Genomic DNA, 25339 nt, shown 5'->3' on the forward strand with positions numbered 1-25339 from the left:
ATGAAAAGAATGGCCTATATATGCGTTACCCCCTTTTTTCCGACACCCGATTCTTTTCGTGGGCCTTACATATACGACCAGGTGAAAGCTATACAAAGAACAGGTAAATATGATGTAGTAGTGTTCAAACCGACCTCTATTAACGATAAATGTGAAGATTATGAATATGAGGGAATTGAAGTTTATCTGTTTCCCGCCGTTCAAATGCCATCATTTTTTTTTAATGGTCTGACCAACGGGTTTAATTGCAGAATGTTTCTGAAGCGTATTGGCAAATTGGGGCTCGACGTGAACCGGATAGCCGTAGTACATGGACATACCTCTTCGTTTGCTGCTTACGGCATAGCTCTGAAGAGACTGAACCCTGCTATTCAGACCTTGGTACAACATCATGACCGGGATCCATTTACCATACGGAACGGACATCTGGCAAAAATGAAGCTGAACCTATATTATCGTGCCCAAACAAATATAAAACTGTTCAATCAGGTCGATTGCCATGTTTCGATAAGTCGTGTGGTTGAAGACAATTTATTATCGTTTCCTTGTCCGGGAAAATATGAGAGTTATCCATCCTATCTGGATATACTTAAAAAGGTAAAAAAGCTACCTTCAATTTCTCCTAAACGTTCTCTGGTGTTATATAATGGAGTCGATTTAACGAAATTCTATCCGGTAGAAGGAATGAGGAATAGTTCTATATTCAAGATCGGCTGCATTGGTGATTTTCATCATTTGAAAGGTCAGATAACGTTGATTAAGGCAGTAGAGTTGTTATTTCGAAAAGGCTATGGGCAGTTGAGGGTTTCTTTCATTGGGACGGGGCCGTTATTTGACGAATGTCGGTCGTATGTGACGGAACGTGGTCTTGCCGGTTATATCCGTTTTGAAAAAGAGGTACACCATCATGAATTGCTGGCTTATTATAATTCATTGGATTTATTTGTGTTACCCACTTTTTATGAAGGATTTGGTTGTGTCTTTACCGAAGCCTATGCATGTGGCGTCCCATTCATGCTTTGTGAACATCAGGGCGCGTCAGAATATGTGGCAGATGAAGATAAAGCGAAATGGCTTTTCCCAAAAGAAAATTATCGACGCTTGTCTTTCCTAATAGAGCAATATATGAAGTATAGGTATGAACAAAAAGTAAAATATCCGTACGATATAAATGTGTTGGTAACTGAATTTTTGGATCAGCTGGATTTTAAAGGATAAAGGAATGGGTAAACTGGATATTTCTATTATTATACTAACTTATAACGAAGAAATCCATCTTCGTCGTTGCCTGGAAAATATAAAGGAGCTGGCTAAAGATATTTTCATCATAGATTCTTTTTCGACTGACCGTACATTGGAGATCGCACGGGAATATAATACTGTGATATTGCAAAACAGATGGGAAAACAATCATGCCAAACAATTGAACTGGGCTTTGGAACATGCCTCGATTCGTACGGAATGGGTACTCCGCTTGGATGCGGATGAATATTTGCTGCCCGAATTGGTTACTGAATTATCCGAAAAAGTCCCGTTTTTACCGGAAGAGGTATCGGGTATCGTATTTAAGCGGCGGCATTATTTTCTGGGAAAATGGATGAAGCATGGTATTTATCCAGTGTATCTACTCCGTATGTTCCGCTATGGTAAGGCGATTTGTGAGCAACGCTTGATGGACGAGCATATGCAATTGCAGGAAGGGAAAACTGTGAATTTTAAGGGTGATTTTGTCGATCATAATTTGAATGATCTTTCCTGGTTTTGTAACAAACATGTGAATTATGCAATCCGTGAGGCTGCTGAACTATTAGATATGGAATTGGATTTGTGGGGAGAACCACAATCAGATAAACGAGATATCCTTGTAGCTCAGGCTATGCAAAAAAGGAGAATGAAGCATCGTTATGTACGTATGCCTCTTTTCTGGCGCTCTTCTATTTATTTCTGTTACCGTTATTTTGTTAAAGGCGGATTTCTGGAAGGAAAGGAAGGCTTTTTGTGGCATTTTCTACAAGGTTGGTGGTATAGGATATTAGTAGATGCCAAAGTTTTTGAGATCAAACGGGTATGTGGTATAGACCGGTTGAAAATCAGAAAATATTTGAGCGATGTCTATAATTGTAGACGTGAGTAATATCTGAAAATGGAGAATGCCCCTTTACCATCCGGTATCGTGGGCATTCTTTTTTGAACAGAATTTATCGAGGCGATTCTGGTTATATGCTATCTTGTTTCTTTCAAAGCATCTTCTAGGCTGATACCGAGTGCGTCGGCAACACCTTTGCCATAAGCCGGATCGGCTTTGTAACAGTTGCGTACGTGACGTTGCTGGATGAACAGTTCGGCTCCACCGATCTGACGGGCAGTGTTTTCGAACAGAACCTGTTGTTCGTCGGCAGGCATCAGGCGGAATAGAGCACCCGGCTGGCTGTAATAATCGTCATCGTATTCGCGTTCGTTGTAATTGTAGATATCGCCGTTGGCTTTCAAAGGCGGTTCTTTCTTTTCGGGAGAATCCTGCCATTCGCCGTAGCTATTCGGTTCATATCCTTTGGCAGAGCCGTAGTTACCGTCTACGCGCATAGCTCCGTCGCGATGGTAAGCATGGAAAGGACAACGAGGTTTGTTTACCGGTATTTGTTCAGAGTTTACCCCCAGACGATAACGCTGTGCATCACCATAAGAGAACAGACGACCCTGAAGCATTTTATCCGGAGAGAAACCGATACCTTCTATCGTATTAATCGGGTTGAAGGCTGCTTGTTCCACATCAGCGAAATAGTTTTCCGGGTTACGGTTCAGTTCGAGAATACCAACGTCATGCAGCGGGAAGTCTCCGTGCGGCCATACCTTTGTCAGGTCGAACGGATTGATACGGTAGTTTTCTGCCTGCTCTTCCGTCATTAACTGGATCTGGAATTTCCATTTAGGGAAATCACCTTTTTCAATACTTTCAAACAAGTCACGCTGATGCGATTCACGATCTTTTGCGATGATCGCTTCTGCTTCCTGGTCGGTTAGATTCTTGATCCCCTGCAATGTTTTCAGGTGGAACTTCACCCAGATACGTTCGTTTTTTGCATTGATAAAGCTATATGTATGGCTACCGAAACCGTGCATGTGGCGATAAGAATAAGGGATACCGCGAGAACTCATGGTAATGGTAACCTGGTGCAATGCTTCCGGAAGCAATGTCCAGAAATCCCAGTTATTGTTTGCGCTGCGCATGTTTGTTTTCGGATCTCTTTTGACGGCGTGGTTAAGGTCGGGGAACTTTAACGGATCACGCAGGAAAAATACCGGTGTATTGTTTCCAACTAAATCCCAGTTACCTTCTTCTGTATAAAACTTCATGGCAAAACCACGAATATCGCGTTCTGCATCTGCTGCTCCGCGTTCGCCGGCAACGGTAGAGAAACGGACGAAACAGTCTGTTTTTTTACCGACTTCACTAAAAATTACAGCCTTTGTGTATTTAGTAATGTCGTGTGTCACGGTAAAGGTACCAAATGCTCCGGACCCTTTGGCATGCATACGTCTTTCGGGAATGACTTCGCGATCGAAGTGGGCCAGTTTCTCTAGAAACCAGGGATCTTGTATCACCATTTGTCCGCGCGGACCTACTGTCTGTGAGTTTTGATTGTCTGCAACGGGGCGACCGTTGGCAGCTGTTAGCTTTTTGTTCTCCATAATTGAATTTTTGTTTGCTGTATATAACGTTGTTTGCATGATATCGTCCGATATAAATGTAACCTGTTTTATACAGAATTTGTTTTTAATTTATTGAACAAAAATAAAATGTTTTTAAGCAGCTGTCAAATAGTAAATATTGATGTATTAATAGGTGTGGTTTATGACCTGAAGGAAAATAATAACGGTTGCCCTGATCTATTCAGGGCAACCGTTACTTTTAGAATGAAATATCCTGTTTTTATGTCAGGATTTAATTTCTGTTTTAGTTTTATCAGATTTATCCAGCCACTTTTCCTGAATGGTTTGCATCCATTCGTAGAAGCTCGGGATGAAAGCGGTGGCAAAGATCGTATTGATTGCCATACCGAATACAACGGCTGCACCCAGTGAAACACGGCTGGCGGCTCCGGCTCCGGTAGCGAACAGCAATGGCATAACACCCAAAACGAAAGCAAACGAGGTCATCAGGATCGGGCGTAAGCGGACGTGTCCGGCTTCGAGAGCCGATTCGCGGATGGAATTACCGGCGGTACGGTAGTCGCGGGCAAACTCGACGATCAGGATACCGTTCTTTGCGGAGAGGGCTATCAATAGAATAATACCGATCTGGGTGTAGACGCTGACAGGTACGCCCATAATGAAACAACCCAGAATAGCACCCAGCAACGCGATCGGTAATCCCAGGATGGCCGCCAGCGGGCTTGTCCAACTTTCGTACTGCGCCGAAAGTACGAGGAAGGCAACCAATAATGCCATACCGAAGATAAGAATCGTAGTCGATCCGGCTTTCGTTTCCTGATAGGCAACGGAGGTCCATTCGTAACCGAAGTTATCGCCCAGTTGTTCCTGTATAAGTTCTTCCATGGCCTGTATGGCCTCTCCGGAGCTGTATTTCGGGTTGGCGATACAGGTGATGGAGGCGGAGGAATACATATTATATAGGTTGATCTGATCCAATCCCAATTGTTGTACGGCTTCTGTAAAGGCGGAGAAAGGAACCATTTTGCCGGCACTGTTCTCCAGGCTTAACCGCATAACGTCGTCGATCACTTTCTGGGCCTGTCCGCTGGCTTCGATCTTCACCTGGTAGATACGTCCGAACTCGACAAAGTCATTTACATAAGCGGCTCCCATATAATAACTCAACGTCGAGAAAACATCGCTCAATTGTAATCCCAGCAACTGTACTTTATCGCGGTCTATGTTCAGTCGGTATTGCGGCACATTGGCCTGATACATACTGGATAGATTCAGGAGCTGTGGCTTGGTATGATAGGTTTCCAGCAACGTCTCGATGGCATGCTGCATTTCGGTCGGTCCCAGGTTCTTGCGGTCTTCCAGTTGCAGTTGCAAGCCACCGGAAGCACCCAGGCCAGGGATAGCAGGAGGGACCAGGGCGAATATCTGCGCTTCCTGGATACCGTAGGCTTCCCGGTTGAAGCGGGTAACGACATCTTGTGCCGTATGGCCTTTTCCTTTTCTCTCTTTCCAGTTTTTCAGTACGACAAAATAGGTTCCGGCATTCGATAATTCGCCGCCTCCCATCACGGAGAAACCGCTGATGCCCATATAGGTTTTGACTTCCGGATAACTATCGAGTATTTTGTTGATCTTCCGGCTCACTTCCTGTGTACGGGGCAGACTGGCTGCCGGAGGCAACTGGGTTGAAACCAGGAAGTAACCGTCATCTTCTTCCGGAATGAATGTAGACGGCCAGCGCATGAACAGAATAGCTGCTGCGGCTGAGACGATCAGGAAGATAACCAGTGTGACGATCTGATGTTTCAGCATGCGGTCGACCACATCGTCGTAAACCTTTTGTGTCTTGTCATATACTTTATTGAATGCTTTGAATACGAAAAACGTAGGATCTTTGGTGACTTGCAGGAACAAGGCGCAGAGAGCCGGTGTCAATGTCAGTGAGTTGATACCGCTCAATACGGTTGCGGCTGCGATGGTCAGAGCGAATTGTTTGTAAAGCTGCCCGGAGATACCGCCTATAAAGGTTGTCGGGATGAATACCGCCAATAAGACTAATACGACACCGACGATCGGTCCGACAATCTCGCCCATCGCTTTGGTCACTGCTTCGCGTGCCGTATATTTCCCCGTGTCCATGTATCGCGACGAGTTCTCGACGACTACGATCGCATCATCCACCACAATAGCAATAGCCAGGATCAACCCGAACAATGTCAGGGTGTTGACCGAGAATCCCAGCGCCCCCATTACAGCCAGTGTTCCTATCAATGAAACAGGGATAGTGAGGCAAGGAATAATCACTGCCCGGAAGTTTTGGAGGAACAGGAAGATAACCAGGACGACCAATGCGGTTGTCTCCAGGAAGGTTACTAATACTTCGTCGATGGAGGCGTTTATGACTTCCGTCGTGTCGAGTGTTACATTATACTCAACACCTTGCGGCAGGGTGGCGGCTATTTCTTCCATTTTCGCCCGTACGGCTTTGGATACTTCCAGCGAGTTGGAGCCCGGTAACTGGTAGATGGCAATCGCTGCCGCCTGTTGTCCTTTTAGTTGGGAGGTCACATTGTAAGAGGAACTGCCCAACTCAATGCTGGCGATATCTTTCAGGCGGAGTATTTTGCCGCCCTGTTCGGTCCGTATGATGATATTTCCGAACTCTTCCGGAGTGGTCAGGCGACCTTTTACCGTCAGGGTATATTGATAAGGATTGTTTGCCTGAGCGATCGGTTGGCCGACATAACCGGCGGATACCTGCCTGTTCTGTGTAGAGATGGCCTGAAAGACCATATCGGGCGTCAGGTTACGGATACGCATGACTTCGGGATCGAGCCAGATACGCATACTGTAACTGCCGGCTCCCATGACACTGACCGAACCGACTCCCGGCAGGCGGGCCAGCTGGTCGGTCAGGTTCAGGCTGGCATAGTTACTCAGGTAGAGCCCGTCATAGAGGGGGTCTTTAGAGGTCAGTGAAAGCATCATCACAATGTTCGACGATTGTTTGCGGGTCGTGATACCTTGTACGATCACGGCTTCCGGAAGGCTGCTTTGCGCGATGCTGACACGGTTCTGTACCATGACGGTCGCCATGTCGATATCCGTACCGACTGCGAATGTGATGGTCAGTGAATAGGCTCCTGAACTGGAGGAATTGGAACTCATATAGAGCATTCCGTCCACCCCGTTCACCTGTTGTTCGATCGGTAACCCGACGGTCTGTGAGACCGTTTGTGCATCCGCCCCCGGATAAACAGCCGAGACCTGTACGGTAGGCGGTGTGATATCCGGATATTGGGCGATGGGTAATACGTTGAGTGTGACCAATCCCGCTACCACAATAATCAGGGCAAGAACGGTGGCAAAGATCGGTCTGTTTATAAAGAATTTTACCATGGCGCTCTTATTTTATGGGGGTAATACTCATTCCGTCCCTAACTTTCAATAAAGCGGTGGTGACGTAACGTTCGTTCGGTTCGATCCCGCTGATGACCTGCCGCAGCGTGTCGTCCACCAGTTGCCCCGGTTCTATATGGCGGTATCGTACGATATTGGAATCATTGACGATATAAAGATATTTTCCCAGCTGGTCGGTACCGATAGAGGCATCGCGCACCAGGACGGCGTCTTTCTTCTCGCTGTAAGGGAGGGTGATGGTGACGTATAATCCGCTTTTCAGTTCCCCGTCTTTGTTATCGAGATTGGCGCGGACATTCAGTGTCCCGGTCGAGAGGTCTACGTTGGGAGAAAGGTAATCCAGCCGGCCTGTGTAGTTCTGCCGTCCGTTATCTCCCAGGTGTACGGAGATTGTTTCGGGCAGCCGGACGGTGGAGTCGTTCCGGGCGGCTGTGATCATTATCTTCATAAACTGATTATCTTCGATGTTGAAGTTTACGAACATCAGGTCGTCTTTATATAAAGTTGCCAGCGTGACAGGTTGGGCCGCTCCGTTTATATAGTTGCCGATATCGTAACTGGCGCGGGTGATCCGTCCGTCGAACGGGGCGCGGATATAGCAATATCCCAGGTTGGTCCGGGCGGTATTCAGTTCGGCTTCCGAATTATGTACGGAGGCTTCCATCTCGGCTACGGTCGATTGGGCCTGAAGAACCTGGATCTGGCTGACGGCCCCGCTTTTAGCTGCTTCTTTCATTCGCTCGTAATTACTCTGTGCATAGTCCAGTTGGGCTTTAGAAGTTTTCAGTGCAGCTTCTGCCTGGGTTACATTATCTTTATAGGTATCCGGTTCGATCACGAAGATGAGGTCTCCTTTCCGGACTTTACTGCCTGCTTTGAGGTGTGAAGTCTGAAGGTATCCGTTTACGCGTGCTACGAGGTTGACGGTCAGCTCGGAGCTTAAATAACCCGGATAATCTTTAGTCAATGTAATATCTTTAATCTCCGGCGTTGTTACGCTGATGGACGGGGCAGGCATTTCTGTCGGCTGCTTTTTCCCTTTGCAGGATGCCAGCAGAAGGAGAGACAGGGAGACTAGGGCGATTTTAGTTGTTGTATTCATATTTATAATTATTAGTTTTGTGGATGATCTCTTCATCCCGGCGTTATTGGATAACTGACTCTGTGTTTTGCCATACCTATGGCAGAACTCTGCCAAGCCTGTGGCAAGAATCTGCCAAGCTAGTGGCAGGACTCTGCTATGCCTGTGGCAAAATCATTTGATGCAGGATCAATCAATCACTACTCCAGCCTCCGCCGAGTGCCTGATATAGCATTATCAGGTTGAGCAGCGAGGAGCCTTTCGCTTGTGTCAGTTGATTCTCGTAGGAGAGTAGGGAGCGTTGCGCGTCCAGCACGTTCTGGAAAGGCGTCAGTCCCTGTTTATAGAGGTCGAGTGACAGGTCGAGCGTCTGCTGTCCCTGGTTGACTACTTCGCGGAGGGCGACGATCTGTTTGACCGAGTTCTTATAGGCATTCATTGCATTGTCGACTTCCTGTACGGAGGTGAGCACCGTCTGGTTGAATTGGCGTATCGTCTCATCCAGTTGTGCTTTGGCAAGCCGGGTGGATTGTGCCAGTTTCCCTCCCTGAAAGAAATTCCAGGAGATAGCCGGAGCGATCTCGTAAGTCAGGCTGTTGTGATTAGCAATCTTATCGATATCATGCGATGCAAACCCTATCGAACCTTTGACAAAGACCTGAGGCCACCAGTCGGATTTAGATGCTCCCAAAGTGGCAGCCTGTGCATTTACCTGGCGTTCGGCAGAACGGATATCCGGCCGGCGGAGAAGCAGATTGGCAGGGATACCGATGCCGACCGTCTCGATGTAATTGGGCAATGGCCGAGGTGTATCCATCAGATGTTTTACATCCTGGGGATATAATCCCATCAATACAGCGAGCGAATTGGTATATTGGATAATGCCTGCTTCCAGTGCCGGCAATGACGCTTTGGTACTGTAATAGACCGATTGCGCCTGTGCCACATCCAGCTTGGAAACAAGCCCGGTTTCGTATCTTTTCTTTGTGATCTCTACGACGGCTTGCTGAGACAGGCAGTTTTGTGTCACTACTTCCATTTCCTGCTGCATCTCCCTCAGATTGATATAAGCCGTAGCCACCTGGGCACAAAGGGAAACCATCACGGCATTATACTCTTCTTTCGACGCTGCAAAGTTTTCTTTTTGTGCTTTCACCCGGTTACGGATACTACCGAATACATCTATTTCCCAGCTCATGGAGAGTGTCGCATCGGCATATTGGGTCGTCGTCTGTGGCAGGCTGCTGGTGTTGCCGCTGGTCTGCTGTCGGTTCCATCCGGCAGAAAGTCCGAGGGTAGGTGCGTAGCTACCTTGCTGTATACGAAGATTGGCTTTCGCCATAGCGATACGATCGGCCGCCATTTGCACAGAATAGTTCTGTTTCACGGCTACGTCGATCAGGGAGTCCAATACCGGATCATTAAAGTTTCTCCACCAGTTATCTTCAACGGGGAGAGTCTGTTGGAAATTACTGTCGTTCTCCTGCCACGCCTCCGGCAATGCGTGATCGAGGTACTTATGCTCCGTCTGTGCCACTAGCGTCATTGGGAAAAAAAGACAGAGCATAGCATAACACCATGTACTTATGTGCATAATTTTTTGTTTAGATTTAATTCATAACAGCAAAAGGAACGGATTGGTTTTAAATGAAATGGGTTATCTTTGCCGACAAAGTGAAATTAACAGGAAGGAAATATGGCCAAAAATAAGAAGGAAGAGTATAAAGAAAAGAATATTCAATTCCTGACGGAGATTGCTTTGCAGGAAGGCGTTGTAAAGTTACCGGGAGGTGTGTTGTATAAAGTGGTGGAGCAGGGGACAGGAACTGTTTCTCCACAACCGAGCAGTGTCGTTTCCGTTCATTACCGGGGTACGTTGATCGATGGTCGTGAGTTCGATAACTCCCGGCTGCGCAACTGCCCTGAGGCATTTCGCCTGAATCAGGTGATAGATGGATGGCAACAGGCTCTTCAACAAATGTATGTGGGAGATAAGTGGATCATATATATTCCCTATACATTGGGATATGGTAATCGTCCGTCCGGTCCGATCCCTGCTTTTTCAACATTGATCTTCGAGGTGGAATTGCTGGGTATATCTTAGTTACCGCCGTAACAGCTACGGCGGTAACAAGAATTCATCGATCTGTCATTTCAGATAGTTGTTGAAGAATATTTCTATCTTGTCGAAAGGGATTATATCCATACGGTCGTATAAATCTACATGACTTGCTCCGGGGATAATCATTAGTTCTTTATTGTCGCCCTGTAACTTTTTGAAAGCATCTTCGCTGAAATAGCGAGAGTGAGCTTTCTCTCCATGCATTACAAGTACGGCACTGCGGATCTCATCGCTGTATGAAAGCAGCGGCATGTTGATGAACGACAAAGCCGATGTTTTGTTCCAGCCATTATTCGAGTTGAGTGAACGGGGATGATAACCGCGTTCGGTCTTGTAGTAGTCGTAGTAGTCCTTCACAAACTGCGGAGCATCGGCGGGTAGCGGATCGATTACACCACCGGCTAGTGCATACGTACCGTTCTTTGCATCTTCCGTCCGCTGAGCGTTGAGTTGTTTGCGGAGTTCGTAACGGGCATCGGCATCCATCGAGTCGAAATAACCGTTGGCATTGACGCGACTCATGTCGTACATCGTCGAAGTTACCGTTGCTTTGATGCGGGTATCGATGGCCGCCGCATTAAGGGCTAAGCCACCCCAGCCACAAATTCCGAGGATACCGATACGCTCGGGATCGACGTCGTCGCGTGTCGAGAGGTAATCGACTGCTGCACTGAAATCCTCGGTATTGATGTCGGGAGAAGCTACATATCGGGGTTCACCTCCACTCTCACCTGTGTATGAAGGATCGAAAGCGATGGTCAGGAATCCACGCTCGGCAAGCGTCTGTGCATAAAGACCCGACGACTGTTCCTTTACTGCACCGAACGGGCCTGAGACAGCGATGGCAGCTAGTTTGCCGCCTGCGTTTTTCGGTACATACAAATCTGCTGTAAGCGTAATGCCGTAGCGGTTGCGGAAGGATACTTTACTGTGATTTACCTTGTTGCTTTGTGGGAATACTTTGTCCCATACCTGCGTTAAATTCTGATTTTCGTTCATCGTTATATCTGTATTAAAATTGTTACTTGCTGTTTCGGATGCATCCATTGTTGCAACAATACAAAAGCATGCGGCCATTGCTATGCGTAGTTTCCTGAATGAATTTCTTGCCATACTTTTAATGTTTAATTGTGTAAAGTCATTCTTTATAAGTTTCATGTTACAAAATTAAAGGATTAAAGCAAGCAGCTTTGTACCAAAATCAATGATAGATTTACCCGATTTACGGATTTATTACATCTAGCGAATACAGAGGGTGAACTGGTGGAGAATAGTAGTAGAAAAGGAGTAAATACCGGTAAAAAGAAAAAGTACGGAGTAAAGTCTTACCCCGTACTTTTTTATGTTTTAGTAAAATAGAGACCTATTCTTACAATTATTTATTCTCCTTTCTCAATCTGCTCCTGTACGATAGCATCTACAACAGCAACTGTTGTCAGGTTGACGATGTCGCGTGTAGAGCTTTCTACGTCCGTGAAGTGGATAGGTTTGTTCAGACCCATCTGGATCGGGCCGATCGTTTCGGTGATGCCCAGTGTATCCAATAATTTGTAAGCACTGTTGGCAGAACTTAAGTTGGGGAATACCAAAACGTTTACGTCTTTCCCTTTCAGCTTATTGAACGGATACATATCGTCACGCAGCTTCTTATCGAGAGCGAAGTTAACCTGCATTTCTCCATCGATCATGATCTCCGGATGGTTTTTGTGCAGATAATCGATCGCATCGTGTACTTTCAGCGGACTACCTTGCTTATCGGAACCGAAGTTAGAGTAAGACAACATGGCCATCACCGGATCGTGTGCAAAGAATTTGACTGCATCATGTGTAAGACGGGCGATGTCGATCAATACTTCCGTGGAAGGATGACGGTTGATCAATGTGTCGGAGATAAAGAAAGTTCCTTTCTTGCAAGTCATAATGTTCATAGCTCCGAAATGCTTGTACGACGGACGGATACCGATAATTTCTTCTGCAAGCTTAGTCACTTCCGAGTAGCGGCTATAAACACCGGTTACGAATGCATCTGCATCACCGGTTGCCACCATCATCATACCGAATGCGTTACGGCCGACCATCTTTTCGCGTGCTTCAGAGAAAGTGACGCCTTCGCGTGCTCTCTTTTCCGATAGGATACGGGCATAACGGTCGCGGCGCTCTTCTTCGCGGTCATGACGCAAGTTGACGATCTCGATACCTTCCAGGCTCAGGTTCTCTTCTGCCGCAATCTTAGCCAGACGTTCTTCGTTGCCTAGGAGGATCGGGTAGCAGATACCTTCGGCTTTTGCTTCTACGGCAGCTTTCAACATATTGACATGGTTGGCTTCGGCGAATACCACACGTTTTGGATTGGCTTTTGCCATATCGGTGAAGGAACGAAGCATCTTGTTATCGTATCCCATCATTTCACGTAGATGGTTGGCATAGCCGTCCCAGTCGGTGATTGTTTTGCGGGATACACCCGATTCGATAGCGGCTTTGGCCACGGCTACTGATACACGTGTCAATAAACGGGGGTCGAGCGGCTTCGGCAGGATATAATCGCGTCCGAAAGAAGTTCGTTTCAGTTTGTAAGCTGCATTGACAACATCGGGAACCGGCTCTTTCGCCAGTTCGGCAATAGCGTGAACAGCAGCCAGCTTCATTTCTTCATTGATCGCTTTGGCATGTGTGTCCAAGGCTCCGCGGAAGATGTATGGGAAGCCTAGTACGTTATTGATCTGGTTCGGATAATCGGAACGTCCGGTTGCAAAGATGATATCTTTGCGGGAGGCCATTGCATCGGCATAGGAAATTTCCGGATTCGGATTAGCCAAAGCGAATACGATCGGATTTTCATTCATGCTGCGAACCATATCCTGAGTCAATACATTGGCTACAGACAATCCCAGGAACACATCACAACCAGCAACTGCTTCTTGTAATGTTTTGATGTCCCGGTCGGTTGCAAATTCTTTTTTAGCAGCATTCAGGTCGGTACGGTGAGTTGAGATAACCCCTTTACTGTCGCACATGATAATGTTCTCTTTACGGGCTCCCAGCAGTACATATAATTTTGTACAGGAGATAGAGGCAGCTCCGGCACCGTTGACAACGATCTTAACGTCCTCGATTTTCTTTCCTGTCAGTTCCAGTGCATTCAACAAGCCGGCTGCTGAAATGATGGCGGTACCATGTTGGTCGTCATGCATCACCGGGATATCCAGTTCTGCTTTCAGGCGGGTTTCGATCTCGAAACATTCGGGTGCTTTGATATCTTCCAGGTTGATTCCTCCGAATGTGGGAGCAATGGCTTTCACTGTCTGGATAAATTTCTCCGGATCTTTTTCGTTTACTTCGATATCGAATACATCGATTCCGGCAAAGATCTTAAACAGTAATCCTTTTCCTTCCATAACCGGTTTACCGGCAAGCGGACCGATGTCACCTAATCCTAAAACCGCTGTACCATTGGATATTACAGCAACTAAATTTCCTTTTGACGTGTATTTATAAGCATCAAGCGGATTCTTTTCTATTTCCAGACATGGTTCGGCTACTCCGGGAGAGTAGGCGAGCGACAAATCTGTTTGTGTACTATAGGGTTTTGTCGGTATTACTTCAATCTTTCCGGGTTTACCTTCCGAATGATACCGTAGTGCTTCTTCTTTTGTAATCTTTGCCATAGACTTATGATATTAGTAGATTTAATACATGTTTTGAAAACGACTACAAAAGTAACAAATTATTAGATATCTGGTGCTGATTGCTTACAATTAGTTGGTGTTAAATTCGTATAATCATACACTCACAAAACAAAAGCTTTGACTAATACATCGAGTAAACTACTGATGAATCGTTCCGGAATGGAGGAGATCGGTATTCTCTCGTCTTCGGGTAGCTCGATCGTGTCTGGGTCTGCCCCTTCTTTGTAAGGAGAAAACGATAACTCTTTTATAGTGCAGGTATTTTCTTCATATTCGAAAGGAAGCCGTGCGGCGATATCCAACGACTTGTCTATGATATAAAGAGTTTGCTCCTCTATCCGGGAAGTCAGATCTCTCGATTCAAATTCGTATATACTACTCAGTCGAACCGTTCTTCCGGCATAACGGGAGATTTCATCGCCTTGTTTTTCCGCATCGCTTAACCGATGAACCGGGGCGGATAGTTGCGACAACAATGGCTCGATCTTATTTTCATGCAATTGTTTTTGCCATTGGGCAGTAAGGTTGTCGTCCAGCTCTACCGGATGAACGAGTGAAACAACTGCATTTGCAGGAAGGATGAATTCTTTTTGATCTACTGTTATCAGGTTTCCGTTTTCCAGGTAGCGGAAAGATTCCTGTAACCGGCCTTCTTTATATACACCCCAGATCAAGCCGTTTGTTATATAACGGAATATGGGGTTTTCGACAAAAATGGTCTGCCACGTATCTGCAGGCCAGGTTCGTCCGTTTTTCAGCACTTCTTCGAGCCGTCTCCTTTGAAGGGTTGTTTGTGTTTTGATCTGCTTTTTCAGTCTAACCAGTTCTTCTTTCGCTTCTTCTGCTTTTTCCTTGTCGTCCATTTTTAAAGGGGCGGGAAGGGATTTGCTTGTTCTTTGTTTGGAAGTGTCGAAAACGGATATGGAAAAGTCCGGCAATAGTGTCAGGCGTAAAATACGGGGACCGTAATCGATCTCTTTTTCTCCTAAACGGTTGAGTCCGAAAGTGGGAACAAGCTGATCTGCCAATTCATCCATGGTGAGTCCCCGATGGGTGGCAACCTGACGGAATGCTTTCAGGGCCTCACGCCTGTATGCTCCCTCCGGCATCAATTCTATCCATTCATTGAGAACTATTAGCGCAGTGGGAGTCGCCTTTAATCCGAGTAATCCGAGTGTATATCCGACAAGACCTTTGCGGCCTTTCTTCAACCAACCCTTTAATAGGGTATGCAGGCGTTCGAACTGCCATTCTGCACCATAATAACAATATGGGGCCAGAATGCCTTTCCTGTTGGCTTCTGCTCCATCATCCAACCAGAACTGTAAAAGTTGTTCCAGTGAGGCAGACCATTCCGGCTGATTGAAAAACGGAACGATCGAGTCGCAGTCTTTTAACCGGATAGCTTGTGGGAATGCCATATATTCACTTAATATGTAGCGGACAACCGGGCGTGGTACAAAATCGGAACTGTCCGACCACGGGATCATCGTGTAGGGTTTTAACGGCAACCAGGCTATTTGCATGGTACGGTAAAGCTCGATGTGTTTACTGCAATAATCGATAACTTCCTTTTTGTTCTTAAATTTGATTTTAGCTTTGGTATGCGTATTATCCCAGAACCTGAATAGTTGTTTGGCCCAGTTCTGGGCTTCTTCGCTGAGTTCCGGGTATTTTTGTTCTATCGATTCACGGGTCTTTTTCTCTTTGTTACTTATGACTCTCTCGATGTATCTCCGAATTAGTTTGGAGTCTTCAGTGAGCAGGTCCAGTAACGGTTCGTAGTCCGTCAGGTTACAATCGGAATAAAGTTTGTTTATCCAGATCAATTTTTTCTTCAGGGATATATCACTCCCTAGAAAGTCGTATGCTATTTTTTTGTGCTTACGGATCAATTCGTCTAACGGCATCTCCTGAAGGGATTCAATCAGACTGATATTGGAAGTACTATGAGCTTCGCAATAGGTATCGAATAACATATAAAGAGATTCATGCTTTTTACTCAAATTTTCTTTAGGGGTGCTACCCGGCTTTTCTCTTTTCGTCATACTATTTCTATTTGTAAATCATCCTGTTATTGATGGATAAGAACAAAAGTATAAAAATTATTTGTAACTTTGTACCTTCTCAAAAGAATATGGGTGTGGGAGAAAGGATGGTTAAATATATGAAATGGCTGCTACCGGTGATCTTCATTGCGTATTATAGCAGCATTACTTTATTTATCCATGTCCATATAGAGAATGGTACGACAATTGTCCATTCGCATCCTTTCGGAAAAGTGAATGGCGGTGTTTGCCATCATCATGCATCTTTATCTGAAATACAATTATTCCACATACTGACAACCATCAGTGTGGAAGATGGTGCAGTTCATGCCTACCATCTTGATTTCCATGCATTACAAATTGCCGAAATAGTAGGAATGCCGGTCTGTCCGGATTATTTGCTCCCTGTTAAAGGGAAGCTTTCTCTTCGTGCCCCTCCTGTTGTCTGATAAAATATAAAGCATCGGGTAGTTTCAATCAACAGGTGCCCGACTGCAGATTAGTACATTATATATTTATCAGAACAAATTGCAATGAATAAGATTTTTATACTTATACTATGCCTGTGCTGTGTCGTTACATCAGCATGGGGAGATGATGCTCCGGCCCTGAACCCTTCGGATGCCAATATCGTAGGGCATATACTGGATAAAGAAACAGGGGAGCATCTAGCCTTTATCACTGTCTTTCTAAAAGGTACGACCATTGGTACAACGACCGACGCTACCGGACATTATTATTTAAAAAACCTGCCTGAAGGAAAGTTTACATTGGTGATGAAAACCTTGGGATATAAAACAGTAGAGAAACCGGTTACCTTGAAGAAAGGTAAAACATTGGAAGTCAATCTCGAAGTGGAAGAGGATGCCGTTTCTTTGGATGGTGTCGTTGTCTCTGCCAACCGGAATGAGACGACCCGCAGGTTAGCTCCTTCTCTTGTGAATGTGCTGGATTCGAAAACATTCGAGACTACACATGCTACTTCTCTGGCCGACGGTCTGAACTTCCAACCTGGCGTGCGTGTAGAAAACAACTGTCAGAACTGCGGCTTCCAACAGGTGCGTATAAATGGTCTGGAAGGTCCTTATACGCAGATACTGGTAGACAGCCGTCCTATCTTTAGTGCGTTGACTGGTGTATATGGTCTGGAACAAATCCCGGCTAATATGATCGAACGTGTGGAGATCATGCGTGGAGGGGGATCGGCTCTGTTCGGTTCTTCTGCTATTGCCGGAACAATCAATATTATCACTAAGGAACCGTTGAGAAACTCGGCACAGATCGCCCATTCGTTGACAATGGTAGGTGGCGACCGTCCGGATAACAATACGACGATAAATGCTTCGCTGGTGACGGACGATCATAAAGCCGGTATCTACATGTTCGGACAGAACCGTTACCGCGGTGCTTACGACCATGATGGCGACGGATATACGGAGCTCGGCAAGCTGAATGCCCGTACACTCGGTTTCCGCTCTTATCTGAAAACAAGTACCTACTCTAAGTTGACTTTCGAGTATCACAATATCAATGAATACCGTCGTGGCGGCGATCTGTTGGACTTGCCGCCCCACGAAGCGAATATTGCCGAGCAAACCGAACATAATATCAACGGCGGGGGACTGAAGTTCGACCTGTTTTCGAAGGATTACAAACATCGCCTGAATGTGTATACTTCGGCCCAGCATACGCAGAGAAGCAGTTATTATGGTGCCGGAAAGAACCCGAATGCGTATGGCAGCACAACGGATATGACTTTTGTAGGTGGTGCGCAATATTCCTATGAGTGGGAAAAATGTCTTTTTATGCCAGCCGAGTTTACCGGTGGAGCCGAGTATAACTATGATGATTTGCAGGACAAGATGTTGGGCTATCATCGTACCATCGAACAGACGGTGCATATCGGTAGCGTCTTCCTGCAGAACGAATGGAAGAATGAAAAATGGAGTTTTCTTGTCGGTGCGCGTATGGACAAACATAACCTGATCAACCATGCGATATTCAGTCCGCGTGCTAATGTCCGTTTTAACCCGACCAGCGATATTAACCTGCGTATGTCTTATTCAAGTGGTTTCCGTGCTCCTCAGGCGTTTGATGAAGATTTACATATCACGGCTGTCGGTGGTGATGTGGCAATCATACAGATATCCCCGGATCTGAAAGAAGAAAATTCGCAGAGTGTTAGTGTATCTGCAGACTTTTACCGTCGCTTCGGTCCGGTGCAGACAAACTTTCTTGTAGAAGGTTTCTACACAGACCTGCGGAATGTTTTTATTCTGGAAGAAATGGGACGTGATGACGATAACAACCTGTTGATGGAACGCCGTAATGGTAAAGGTGCCCGCGTGATGGGTATTAACCTGGAGGCAAAGGCTGTATATTCCTGGATGCAGATACAGGCGGGTGCAACCGTTCAGCGCAGTCGTTATAAAGAGCCGGAAACATGGAGTGAGAATGAGAATATTGCACCTCAGAAGAAAATGTTCCGTTCGCCGGATGTATACGGTTATTTCACTTCTTCATTTACTCCGGTAAAACGCCTGACTGCTTCGTTGACGGGTACTTATACCGGTAGTATGCTGGTTCAGCACCTGGCTGGTTATATTCCGGAGGATAAGGAAGAAAAGACAAAGGATTTTTTCGACCTGAATGTGAAGGTCGCTTATGATTTCCCTCTTTACAAATCGGTTACTTTACAGGTAAATGCCGGTGTTCAGAATATCTTTAACTCTTATCAGGATGACTTTGATAAGGGACCGGAACGGGATGCGGGATATATTTATGGTCCGGGTATTCCGCGTAGTTATTTCATCGGTTGTAAGATTAGTTACTAAAATTATCATATTATATGTATAAAAGCCCGGTAGAAGTTTCTTGCTTTTACCGGGCTTTATGTTTACTTTCGCGGGAATTATAAATGAAATCTGATATAATATGAAATTAAGTGATCCCAAGGATTGTTTGTATTGCACGAACAATCAAACTCTGCATGATCTGATGATCGAGATAGTTCCATTATCTGTTTCCACGTTGTTCCTTTTCAAAGAACAGACATATTATGGACGTTGTCTTGTCGCCTATAAAGAGCATGTACATGATCTGAATATGTTGAGTGATGACGAACGCAATGCGTTTATGGCAGATGTGGTGAAGGTGACACGTGCTATGCAGAAAGTATTTAACCCACAGAAGATAAATTACGGAGCTTATTCCGACAAACTCTCGCATCTTCATTTTCACCTGGCTCCTAAATATGAGGATGGTCCCGACTTTGGCGGTACATTTACAATGAACCCTCAAAAAGTTTATTTGTCGGATCAGGAGTATGATGCGATGATTGCGAAGCTAAAGGAGGCAATTGGAGGCTGAGGTCGCACGGCAATTATACTTGGTGAAGCGCAACCTTACGGAGTGGACATTGTCCACTCCGGCATAATTGTGGCGATATCCATGCAACCTGATACCATCTCGCTCCCGGATAAGTTTAACCTTTTAAACTTTTATTTATCTCTTCAATATAACTGAGAATCTCCTCGCGTCCTTCCTTTTTCTCTGAGGAGGAGAGTAGGATAGGAGGCAGTTCCTCCCATGTTTCCAATAGTTTTTCCTGATAAGCTTTCAGGTTTTCCTTTAAGCGTCCTTTGCTTATTTTATCTATCTTGGTGAAAATGATTGAGAAAGGTACACCATTCTCTCCCAGCCATTCCATAAACTCCAGGTCGATCTTTTGTGCTTCATGGCGACAGTCAAGCAATACGAAAAGGTTTGTCAGTTGCTCGCGTTCCAGAATATAATCTTCGATGATCCGCTGGATATTCTCCCGCCCTTCTTTTCCGCGCTGGGCAAAGCCATACCCGGGAAGGTCAACCAGAAACCAGTTGTTGTTGATTATAAAATGATTGATAAGCAATGTTTTACCTGGTTTCTGCGAAGTCATAGCCAAGCCTTTCTTGCCGGTCAACATATTGATAAGGGAGGATTTGCCTACATTACTTCGCCCTATAAAGGCATACTCCGGAAAGTTTCCAGCCGGGCATTTCTTTACATCCGTGTTGCTGATAACAAATTCTGCACTTTTAATTTCCATATTAGTTAATCTTTTATTGATTTATATTTTACTGAGGCTGCCCATAGTCCGAAGAAGGTGATGGCACCGTTTACCATCAACATTTCGTAACCGAAGGCATAGCCTGTATATTGTTTCACCAGATAATCCGTAGCAAAGCAGATCAGTGGTGAGAGAATACATATATAAGGAACATATTTGTCACGTGGTTGTTTTTTAGTGAACAGGCCAAAGACAAATAATCCGAGTAAAGGACCATACGTATAAGACGCGATCATGTAAATCGCATCGATCACACTACGATTGTTTACGGCTTTAAAGATAAGGATAATTATTGCAAACAACACCGAGATAAGTAAATGAGTCATTAATCGGGTACGCTTGGCTTTGTTCGCTTCTTCCTTTTCTACACCCAGAATATCAACGCAAAATGAGGTGGTAAGTGCCGTCAGGGCAGAGTCGGCACTGCTGAATGCAGCTGCGATGATTCCGATCGTAAAGAAGATCAGAATAGAATGTCCCAGTATTCCTGAGGTACAGAACATCGGCAGGATATCGTCATTCAGTGCAGGCAATGCGATGTTTTTCTGTGCTGCCAATGATAATAACAGGACACCCAGCGAGAGGAACAGGAAGTTGACCGGCGTAAAGGCAAAGCCGTAGGTGTACATATTCTTTTGTGCATCTTTCAGGCTTTTGCAGGACAGGTTCTTCTGCATCATGTCCTGATCCAGCCCTGTCATTACGATCGTTATAAAGATACCGCTGAAGAACTGTTTAACGAAATGTTGTGTACTATGCCAGTCATCAAATTCAAAAATACGGAAATGAGGATTGGTTACCAGTGTTTGTACCATACCATCCATATCCAGTTCCATTGCATCTTTCACTTTCCAGATGATAACGACCAGCATGGCAACCAGGCAAAGGGCCTGGAGCGTGTCGGTCCAGATGATGGTTTTAATACCACTCCGATAGGTGTAAAGCCAAACAAGAAATATACTTATTACGACAGTTGCCCAGAAAGGAATATTCCAGGTACTGAATACATAATGTTGCAAGATAAGGACAACCAGATAAAGCCTTGCTGCTGCTCCCACAATTTTGGATAGAAGGAAGAAAGAGGCTCCTGTCTTATAGCTTCGCCGTCCGATGCGGTCACCTAGATAGGCATAGATAGAAGTCAGTTGCAGTTTGTAGTAAAGCGGCAGAAGAACTTTAGCAATCAAAATATACCCAAAGAAAAATCCCAGGACCGTTTGCATATAAGTCATATCTATACTACGCACCATTCCAGGAACAGAAACAAAAGTTACTCCTGAGAGCGATGTCCCGACCATTCCAATAGAAACTATGTACCAAGGGGATTTGCGGTTACCAAGAAAAAAAGCATCATTGCTGGTGCTCTTTCTTCCTGTAATCCATGCAATGAGTAATAGGATACCAAAATAAATAGCAATGATCGAGAGAATTATATAGCTGTTCATTTATTGGGACTTATTAAGTAGAGCAGAGGAGCATCCCCCTGTCAAATGTTCGGAGACAAAGATAGCTATTTTTATATAAATGTAAGCTCTTTATCTGGATTCTCCTGGTCGGAGTCAGGCTCATTTTATCGGCATAATTACCCTTTTCGTGGGGAAATTGCACCCGTTAATCTATTTTGTTTGCCACCTTGTAGCTTTGTTTGTTCCTTTGTAACCGTTAGAGCTCGTGAGAGTCAAGACAAATCGGCTACAACTCGTAGCCGATAAGATAGGTAAACACAAAAAAAGGTCGCTATCGTGAGATCAGCGACCTTTTTAGTAATTCAAGTTTAATATCTTTTTTCTATCTGTGATCCTCGGAAATAATGTGCCAATATTTCCGTATAAGAATATCCTCGTGCTCCCATTACCGCTGCTCCGATCTGGCAAAGCCCCACACCATGCCCCCATCCGGCTCCTGTCAATACGAAACGTTGAGGGATATTGATACGGATATCTTCTTTGTCTATCACGAATGCCGAACTGTAAAGATGCGTTTCTGATAATGTACGTCGTATCTCCAACTCCTTACCGATTGTATATATCCGGCGTGTTCCTATAATTTTCAGCTTCTCTATCCGGCCGGAAGTACCTCTCTCCAATGGGATAAGGTCTTGTATCTCGCCGAAATCGATACCGCTTTTACGATGGATCAGTTCGGCCAACTCAGCTTGAGTATAAGATACTTGCCAACGGTAGAAATTGGTTGTTTCCTGGTCGTAGTTGTTCAACACCTGGCTCAGTATCTCTTTATCAGTTGTGTTACAGAAAGCTTCCGGTGAATTGCGTATCCACATTTCTGCTTCGGTTGGATCGGTCAGGTCCGGAAAAGAGGCATCTTTACTGTCACGTATAGCTGTCAGATAAGAGTGAGGCACCGGTTCCCAGCAATGTTCGAACTGTTCGGTTACGCCTCCGCAACATTTGGAGAAACGGGCATCGCAAATAGATTCACCATCTGTCAGGATCTCACCACGGGTTTCGTGAATCACTTCACGGACAATTGGTGTCGAGGCCCGGGTGATACCTTGGTAACGCTGGCAATGATCATCGGCACATACATCGAACATCGTATGGTCTTCGCGGTCGTACCAACGAATCAACTGATCCTGTTCACGATGATAGCTCCGGTATTTCTCCGAAGTATTGCCCAGACGGAAATTCTTTTCTATCTGGGCCAATAACCAGCTGCGTGAGATGACGGCATGTGCTTTCAGCAATTCCTCCGACGCGGTAGCACTCATTTCCGATGAGATAACACTGGTGAGGTATTCTTCAACATCGATACTGTTGATCACAACAATGCCTTCATTTCCTGCTACCAGGTTCAAAGACCCTTTGAAGCGTTGATCCTCCTGGCGCTGCCAGTGGAAATCAACTCCGATTGTAACGGCCTTCAGGTCGAATGAGGAGTCTGGTGAAGCCGGTTCAAAGAAGAGCTCTTTGTACAGCTTACCGTTGTATACAATATTCCCGTTTACGAACAACGCCCGTTGTTCCCCGGTCAGGAAGGCACTATTCTCCGTATGGATATACTCTCCGTTGAATACGAAAGAGACAGCCTTCTGCGTCATAATCCCAACATTAACTACCGGTGCATCCATTATTTATCTTATTCTTTTTTTGCTTTCAGTGAACTTATCGCCAGGTAAGCCATCAATGCTATATACATTACAACAGCTAACGGTTCTGCAAAGTTCCCTTCCAGCCATTTCTCATTTACAAGGTTGATACCGCCGAATCGTAAGGCTGCGCTGATAACTCCCATCAAAGCACCTCCGGCAATGAATCCGGAAGCAAGCAGCGTCCCTTTTTCTAAACGTACTGTATTCAGTGCCTGGTCTTTACTGCGGCTTCCTACATACCAGCTGATGGCTCCCCCGATCAACAACGGAGTGTTCAGTTCCATCGGGATAAACATACCCAGTGCGAAAGCTAGTGCCGGAATCTTACAGAAATTCAGGATAATAGCCAGTACGGCTCCAATGCCATACAGCACCCAGGGTGCTCCCGAACCGCTCATCAACGGCTCGATAACGGCAGCCATCGCGTTGGCTTGCGGTGCAGCCAGTTGTCCGGTTGTAAAACCGTATGTCTGGTTCAGAATCAGAATTACACCACCTACGGTAGCAGCTGAAACAAGTGTGCCGAGGAACTTCCAGGTCTGTTGTTTGGCCGGTGTGCTTCCCAACCAGTAACCGATTTTCAGGTCGGTAATAAAACCGCCGGCCATAGACAGCGCTGTACAAACAACACCTCCGATAATTAGTGCCGATACCATACCGGCAGTTCCTTTCAGACCTGCAGCAACCAGGATGATTGACGATAAGATCAGTGTCATCAGTGTCATGCCGGAAACCGGGTTGGTTCCTACGATAGCAATGGCATTGGCAGCAACAGTCGTAAACAGGAATGCTATAATACCGACGATCAACAGACCGATCAGGGCATAATACCAGTTATCCAATACACCGAAGTGGAAGAACAGATAAGTAACGATCAGCGTAGCAAAAATACCGATCGTGATGATTTTCATCGATAAATCTTTCTGTGTACGTATCGTTTCCGTATCAACTTCCGTATTTTTACCTTTCAACTCTTTGGCAGCCAGGCCAACAGCACCACGAATAATTCCCCATGAATTGATAATACCGATTACACCGGCAGTAGCAATGCCTCCGATACCGATATGGCGGGCGTAAGTAGTAAATATCTGTTCTGCGCTCATGCTGCCAACCGTCGCTGTGATCGCATCATTGCCCAAAGTCAGCACGTCTGATCCGAAGAAGGCGGACATTAACGGAATAATCACTAACCATACCAGGAATGAGCCGGCACAGATGATGGCGGAATATTTCAAACCGATGATATAACCGAGTCCCAGTACGGCTGCTCCGGTATTTACTTTCATTACCACCTTTGCTTTGTCCGCCAGCATTTCGCCCACTCCGACAATGCGGGTACTTATTGTTTCGCTCCACCATCCGAAGGTGGCAATGATGAAATCGTACAGACCGCCGATCAGACCAGCCAGAATAAGAGGTTTTGCCTGGCTGCCGCCTTTTTCGCCGGAGACCAGCACTTGTGTAGTGGCTGTAGCTTCCGGGAACGGATATTTACCGTGCATATCCGAAACAAAGTATTTCCGGAATGGGATCAATAATAGGATACCAAGAATACCTCCCAGCAACGAACTCATGAATACTTCAAAAAAGTTGATGGAGATTTCCGGATATTTATCCTGTAAGATATAAAGGGCAGGGAGGGTGAAGATGGCTCCGGCTACGATCACGCCGCTACAAGCTCCGATAGATTGGATAATAACGTTTTCCCCTAATGCATTCTTTCGTTTAAGTCCACTCGATAAGCCTACGGCGATGATAGCGATAGGAATAGCTGCTTCGAATACCTGTCCGACTTTCAATCCCAGATAGGCTGCGGCAGCACTGAATATCACGGCCATCACCAGCCCCCAGAATACAGACCACGGAGTCACTTCCTTGTATTGTTTGTCGGGTGACATGATGGGGTTATAGACTTCTCCTTCTTTGAGTTCCCTGTAGGCATTTTCCGGTAGCCCGATTACCTTTTCTTCATCTTCCTTCTTCACGGTGATTATTTATTTAGTTAGATTTAATACGTTGTTAGTACTTCTGAGATTACAAAGCTAGGTTATTTCTTTTAATGGAGCAATAGTAAAGTTTGATTATGCCTGAGG

The 25339-nt window shown here is 45.5% G+C and carries 17 protein-coding genes; 6 read left to right on the forward strand and 11 right to left on the reverse strand.

Going from position 1 to position 25339, the window contains the following annotated elements; genetic code table 11:
• Complete coding sequence (locus QZ076_RS09175) at nucleotides 1–1218, forward strand: glycosyltransferase family 4 protein (protein WP_293712669.1); 1218 nt, start codon at nucleotides 1–3, stop codon at nucleotides 1216–1218.
• Between the two features lie 4 nt (nucleotides 1219–1222).
• On the forward strand, nucleotides 1223–2134 hold the full coding sequence (locus QZ076_RS09180) for a glycosyltransferase family 2 protein (protein WP_293712671.1): 912 nt from the start codon (nucleotides 1223–1225) through the stop codon (nucleotides 2132–2134).
• Nucleotides 2135–2223: 89 nt separating this feature from the next.
• Here the strand turns inward: QZ076_RS09180 and QZ076_RS09185 are convergent, their stop codons facing one another.
• From QZ076_RS09185 to QZ076_RS09200, 4 genes are all read right to left on the reverse strand, one after another.
• Nucleotides 2224–3690, reverse strand: a complete 1467-nt coding sequence (locus tag QZ076_RS09185) for a catalase (RefSeq protein WP_293712673.1) — start codon at nucleotides 3688–3690, stop codon at nucleotides 2224–2226.
• Nucleotides 3691–3936: 246 nt separating this feature from the next.
• Nucleotides 3937–7071 (reverse strand): multidrug efflux RND transporter permease subunit, encoded by a 3135-nt coding sequence (locus QZ076_RS09190; RefSeq protein ID WP_293712675.1) that lies wholly within the window; start codon nucleotides 7069–7071, stop codon nucleotides 3937–3939.
• Nucleotides 7072–7078: 7 nt separating this feature from the next.
• Nucleotides 7079–8194: an efflux RND transporter periplasmic adaptor subunit gene (locus tag QZ076_RS09195; RefSeq protein WP_293712677.1), complete on the reverse strand. Its 1116-nt coding sequence runs from the start codon at nucleotides 8192–8194 to the stop codon at nucleotides 7079–7081.
• Between the two features lie 172 nt (nucleotides 8195–8366).
• Nucleotides 8367–9767 (reverse strand): TolC family protein, encoded by a 1401-nt coding sequence (locus tag QZ076_RS09200; protein ID WP_293712679.1) that lies wholly within the window; start codon nucleotides 9765–9767, stop codon nucleotides 8367–8369.
• 102 nt (nucleotides 9768–9869) lie between these two features.
• On the opposite strand from QZ076_RS09200, the gene QZ076_RS09205 reads away from it, so the two are divergent.
• Nucleotides 9870–10277 carry an FKBP-type peptidyl-prolyl cis-trans isomerase gene (locus QZ076_RS09205; RefSeq protein WP_293712681.1) on the forward strand — a complete coding sequence of 136 codons (408 nt, stop codon included), beginning with the start codon at nucleotides 9870–9872 and terminating at the stop codon, nucleotides 10275–10277.
• Nucleotides 10278–10322: 45 nt separating this feature from the next.
• Here QZ076_RS09205 and QZ076_RS09210 read toward each other — a convergent pair whose 3' ends face one another.
• From QZ076_RS09210 to QZ076_RS09220, 3 genes are all read right to left on the reverse strand, one after another.
• Nucleotides 10323–11342: an alpha/beta hydrolase gene (locus tag QZ076_RS09210; protein WP_293712714.1), complete on the reverse strand. Its 1020-nt coding sequence runs from the start codon at nucleotides 11340–11342 to the stop codon at nucleotides 10323–10325.
• 332 nt (nucleotides 11343–11674) lie between these two features.
• A complete protein-coding gene (locus QZ076_RS09215; protein WP_293712683.1) occupies nucleotides 11675–13960 on the reverse strand; it encodes an NADP-dependent malic enzyme in 2286 nt (761 codons plus the stop codon).
• A gap of 122 nt (nucleotides 13961–14082) precedes the next feature.
• Nucleotides 14083–16029: a DUF4132 domain-containing protein gene (locus QZ076_RS09220; RefSeq protein WP_293712684.1), complete on the reverse strand. Its 1947-nt coding sequence runs from the start codon at nucleotides 16027–16029 to the stop codon at nucleotides 14083–14085.
• A 95-nt stretch (nucleotides 16030–16124) separates the two neighbouring features.
• On the opposite strand from QZ076_RS09220, the gene QZ076_RS09225 reads away from it, so the two are divergent.
• From QZ076_RS09225 to QZ076_RS09235, 3 genes are all read left to right on the forward strand, one after another.
• Nucleotides 16125–16478: a hypothetical protein gene (locus QZ076_RS09225; RefSeq protein ID WP_293712716.1), complete on the forward strand. Its 354-nt coding sequence runs from the start codon at nucleotides 16125–16127 to the stop codon at nucleotides 16476–16478.
• Nucleotides 16479–16562: 84 nt separating this feature from the next.
• Nucleotides 16563–18863 carry a TonB-dependent receptor gene (locus QZ076_RS09230; protein ID WP_293712685.1) on the forward strand — a complete coding sequence of 767 codons (2301 nt, stop codon included), beginning with the start codon at nucleotides 16563–16565 and terminating at the stop codon, nucleotides 18861–18863.
• 100 nt (nucleotides 18864–18963) lie between these two features.
• Complete coding sequence (locus QZ076_RS09235) at nucleotides 18964–19398, forward strand: HIT family protein (RefSeq protein WP_293712687.1); 435 nt, start codon at nucleotides 18964–18966, stop codon at nucleotides 19396–19398.
• Nucleotides 19399–19513: 115 nt separating this feature from the next.
• On the opposite strand, the gene yihA is transcribed toward QZ076_RS09235, so the two are convergent.
• The 4 genes from yihA to QZ076_RS09255 form a co-directional block, all read right to left on the reverse strand.
• Nucleotides 19514–20116: a ribosome biogenesis GTP-binding protein YihA/YsxC gene (gene yihA / locus QZ076_RS09240; RefSeq protein WP_293712689.1), complete on the reverse strand. Its 603-nt coding sequence runs from the start codon at nucleotides 20114–20116 to the stop codon at nucleotides 19514–19516.
• A 5-nt stretch (nucleotides 20117–20121) separates the two neighbouring features.
• A complete protein-coding gene (locus tag QZ076_RS09245; RefSeq protein ID WP_293712691.1) occupies nucleotides 20122–21582 on the reverse strand; it encodes a sodium:solute symporter in 1461 nt (486 codons plus the stop codon).
• Nucleotides 21583–21911: 329 nt separating this feature from the next.
• Nucleotides 21912–23225: a SpoIID/LytB domain-containing protein gene (locus QZ076_RS09250; RefSeq protein WP_293712693.1), complete on the reverse strand. Its 1314-nt coding sequence runs from the start codon at nucleotides 23223–23225 to the stop codon at nucleotides 21912–21914.
• A gap of 8 nt (nucleotides 23226–23233) precedes the next feature.
• On the reverse strand, nucleotides 23234–25231 hold the full coding sequence (locus QZ076_RS09255; RefSeq protein WP_129734036.1) for an oligopeptide transporter, OPT family: 1998 nt from the start codon (nucleotides 25229–25231) through the stop codon (nucleotides 23234–23236).
• Nucleotides 25232–25339 lie beyond the last annotated feature (108 nt).

This window comes from uncultured Parabacteroides sp., from assembly GCF_905196875.1.
GTDB lineage: Bacteria > Bacteroidota > Bacteroidia > Bacteroidales > Tannerellaceae > Parabacteroides.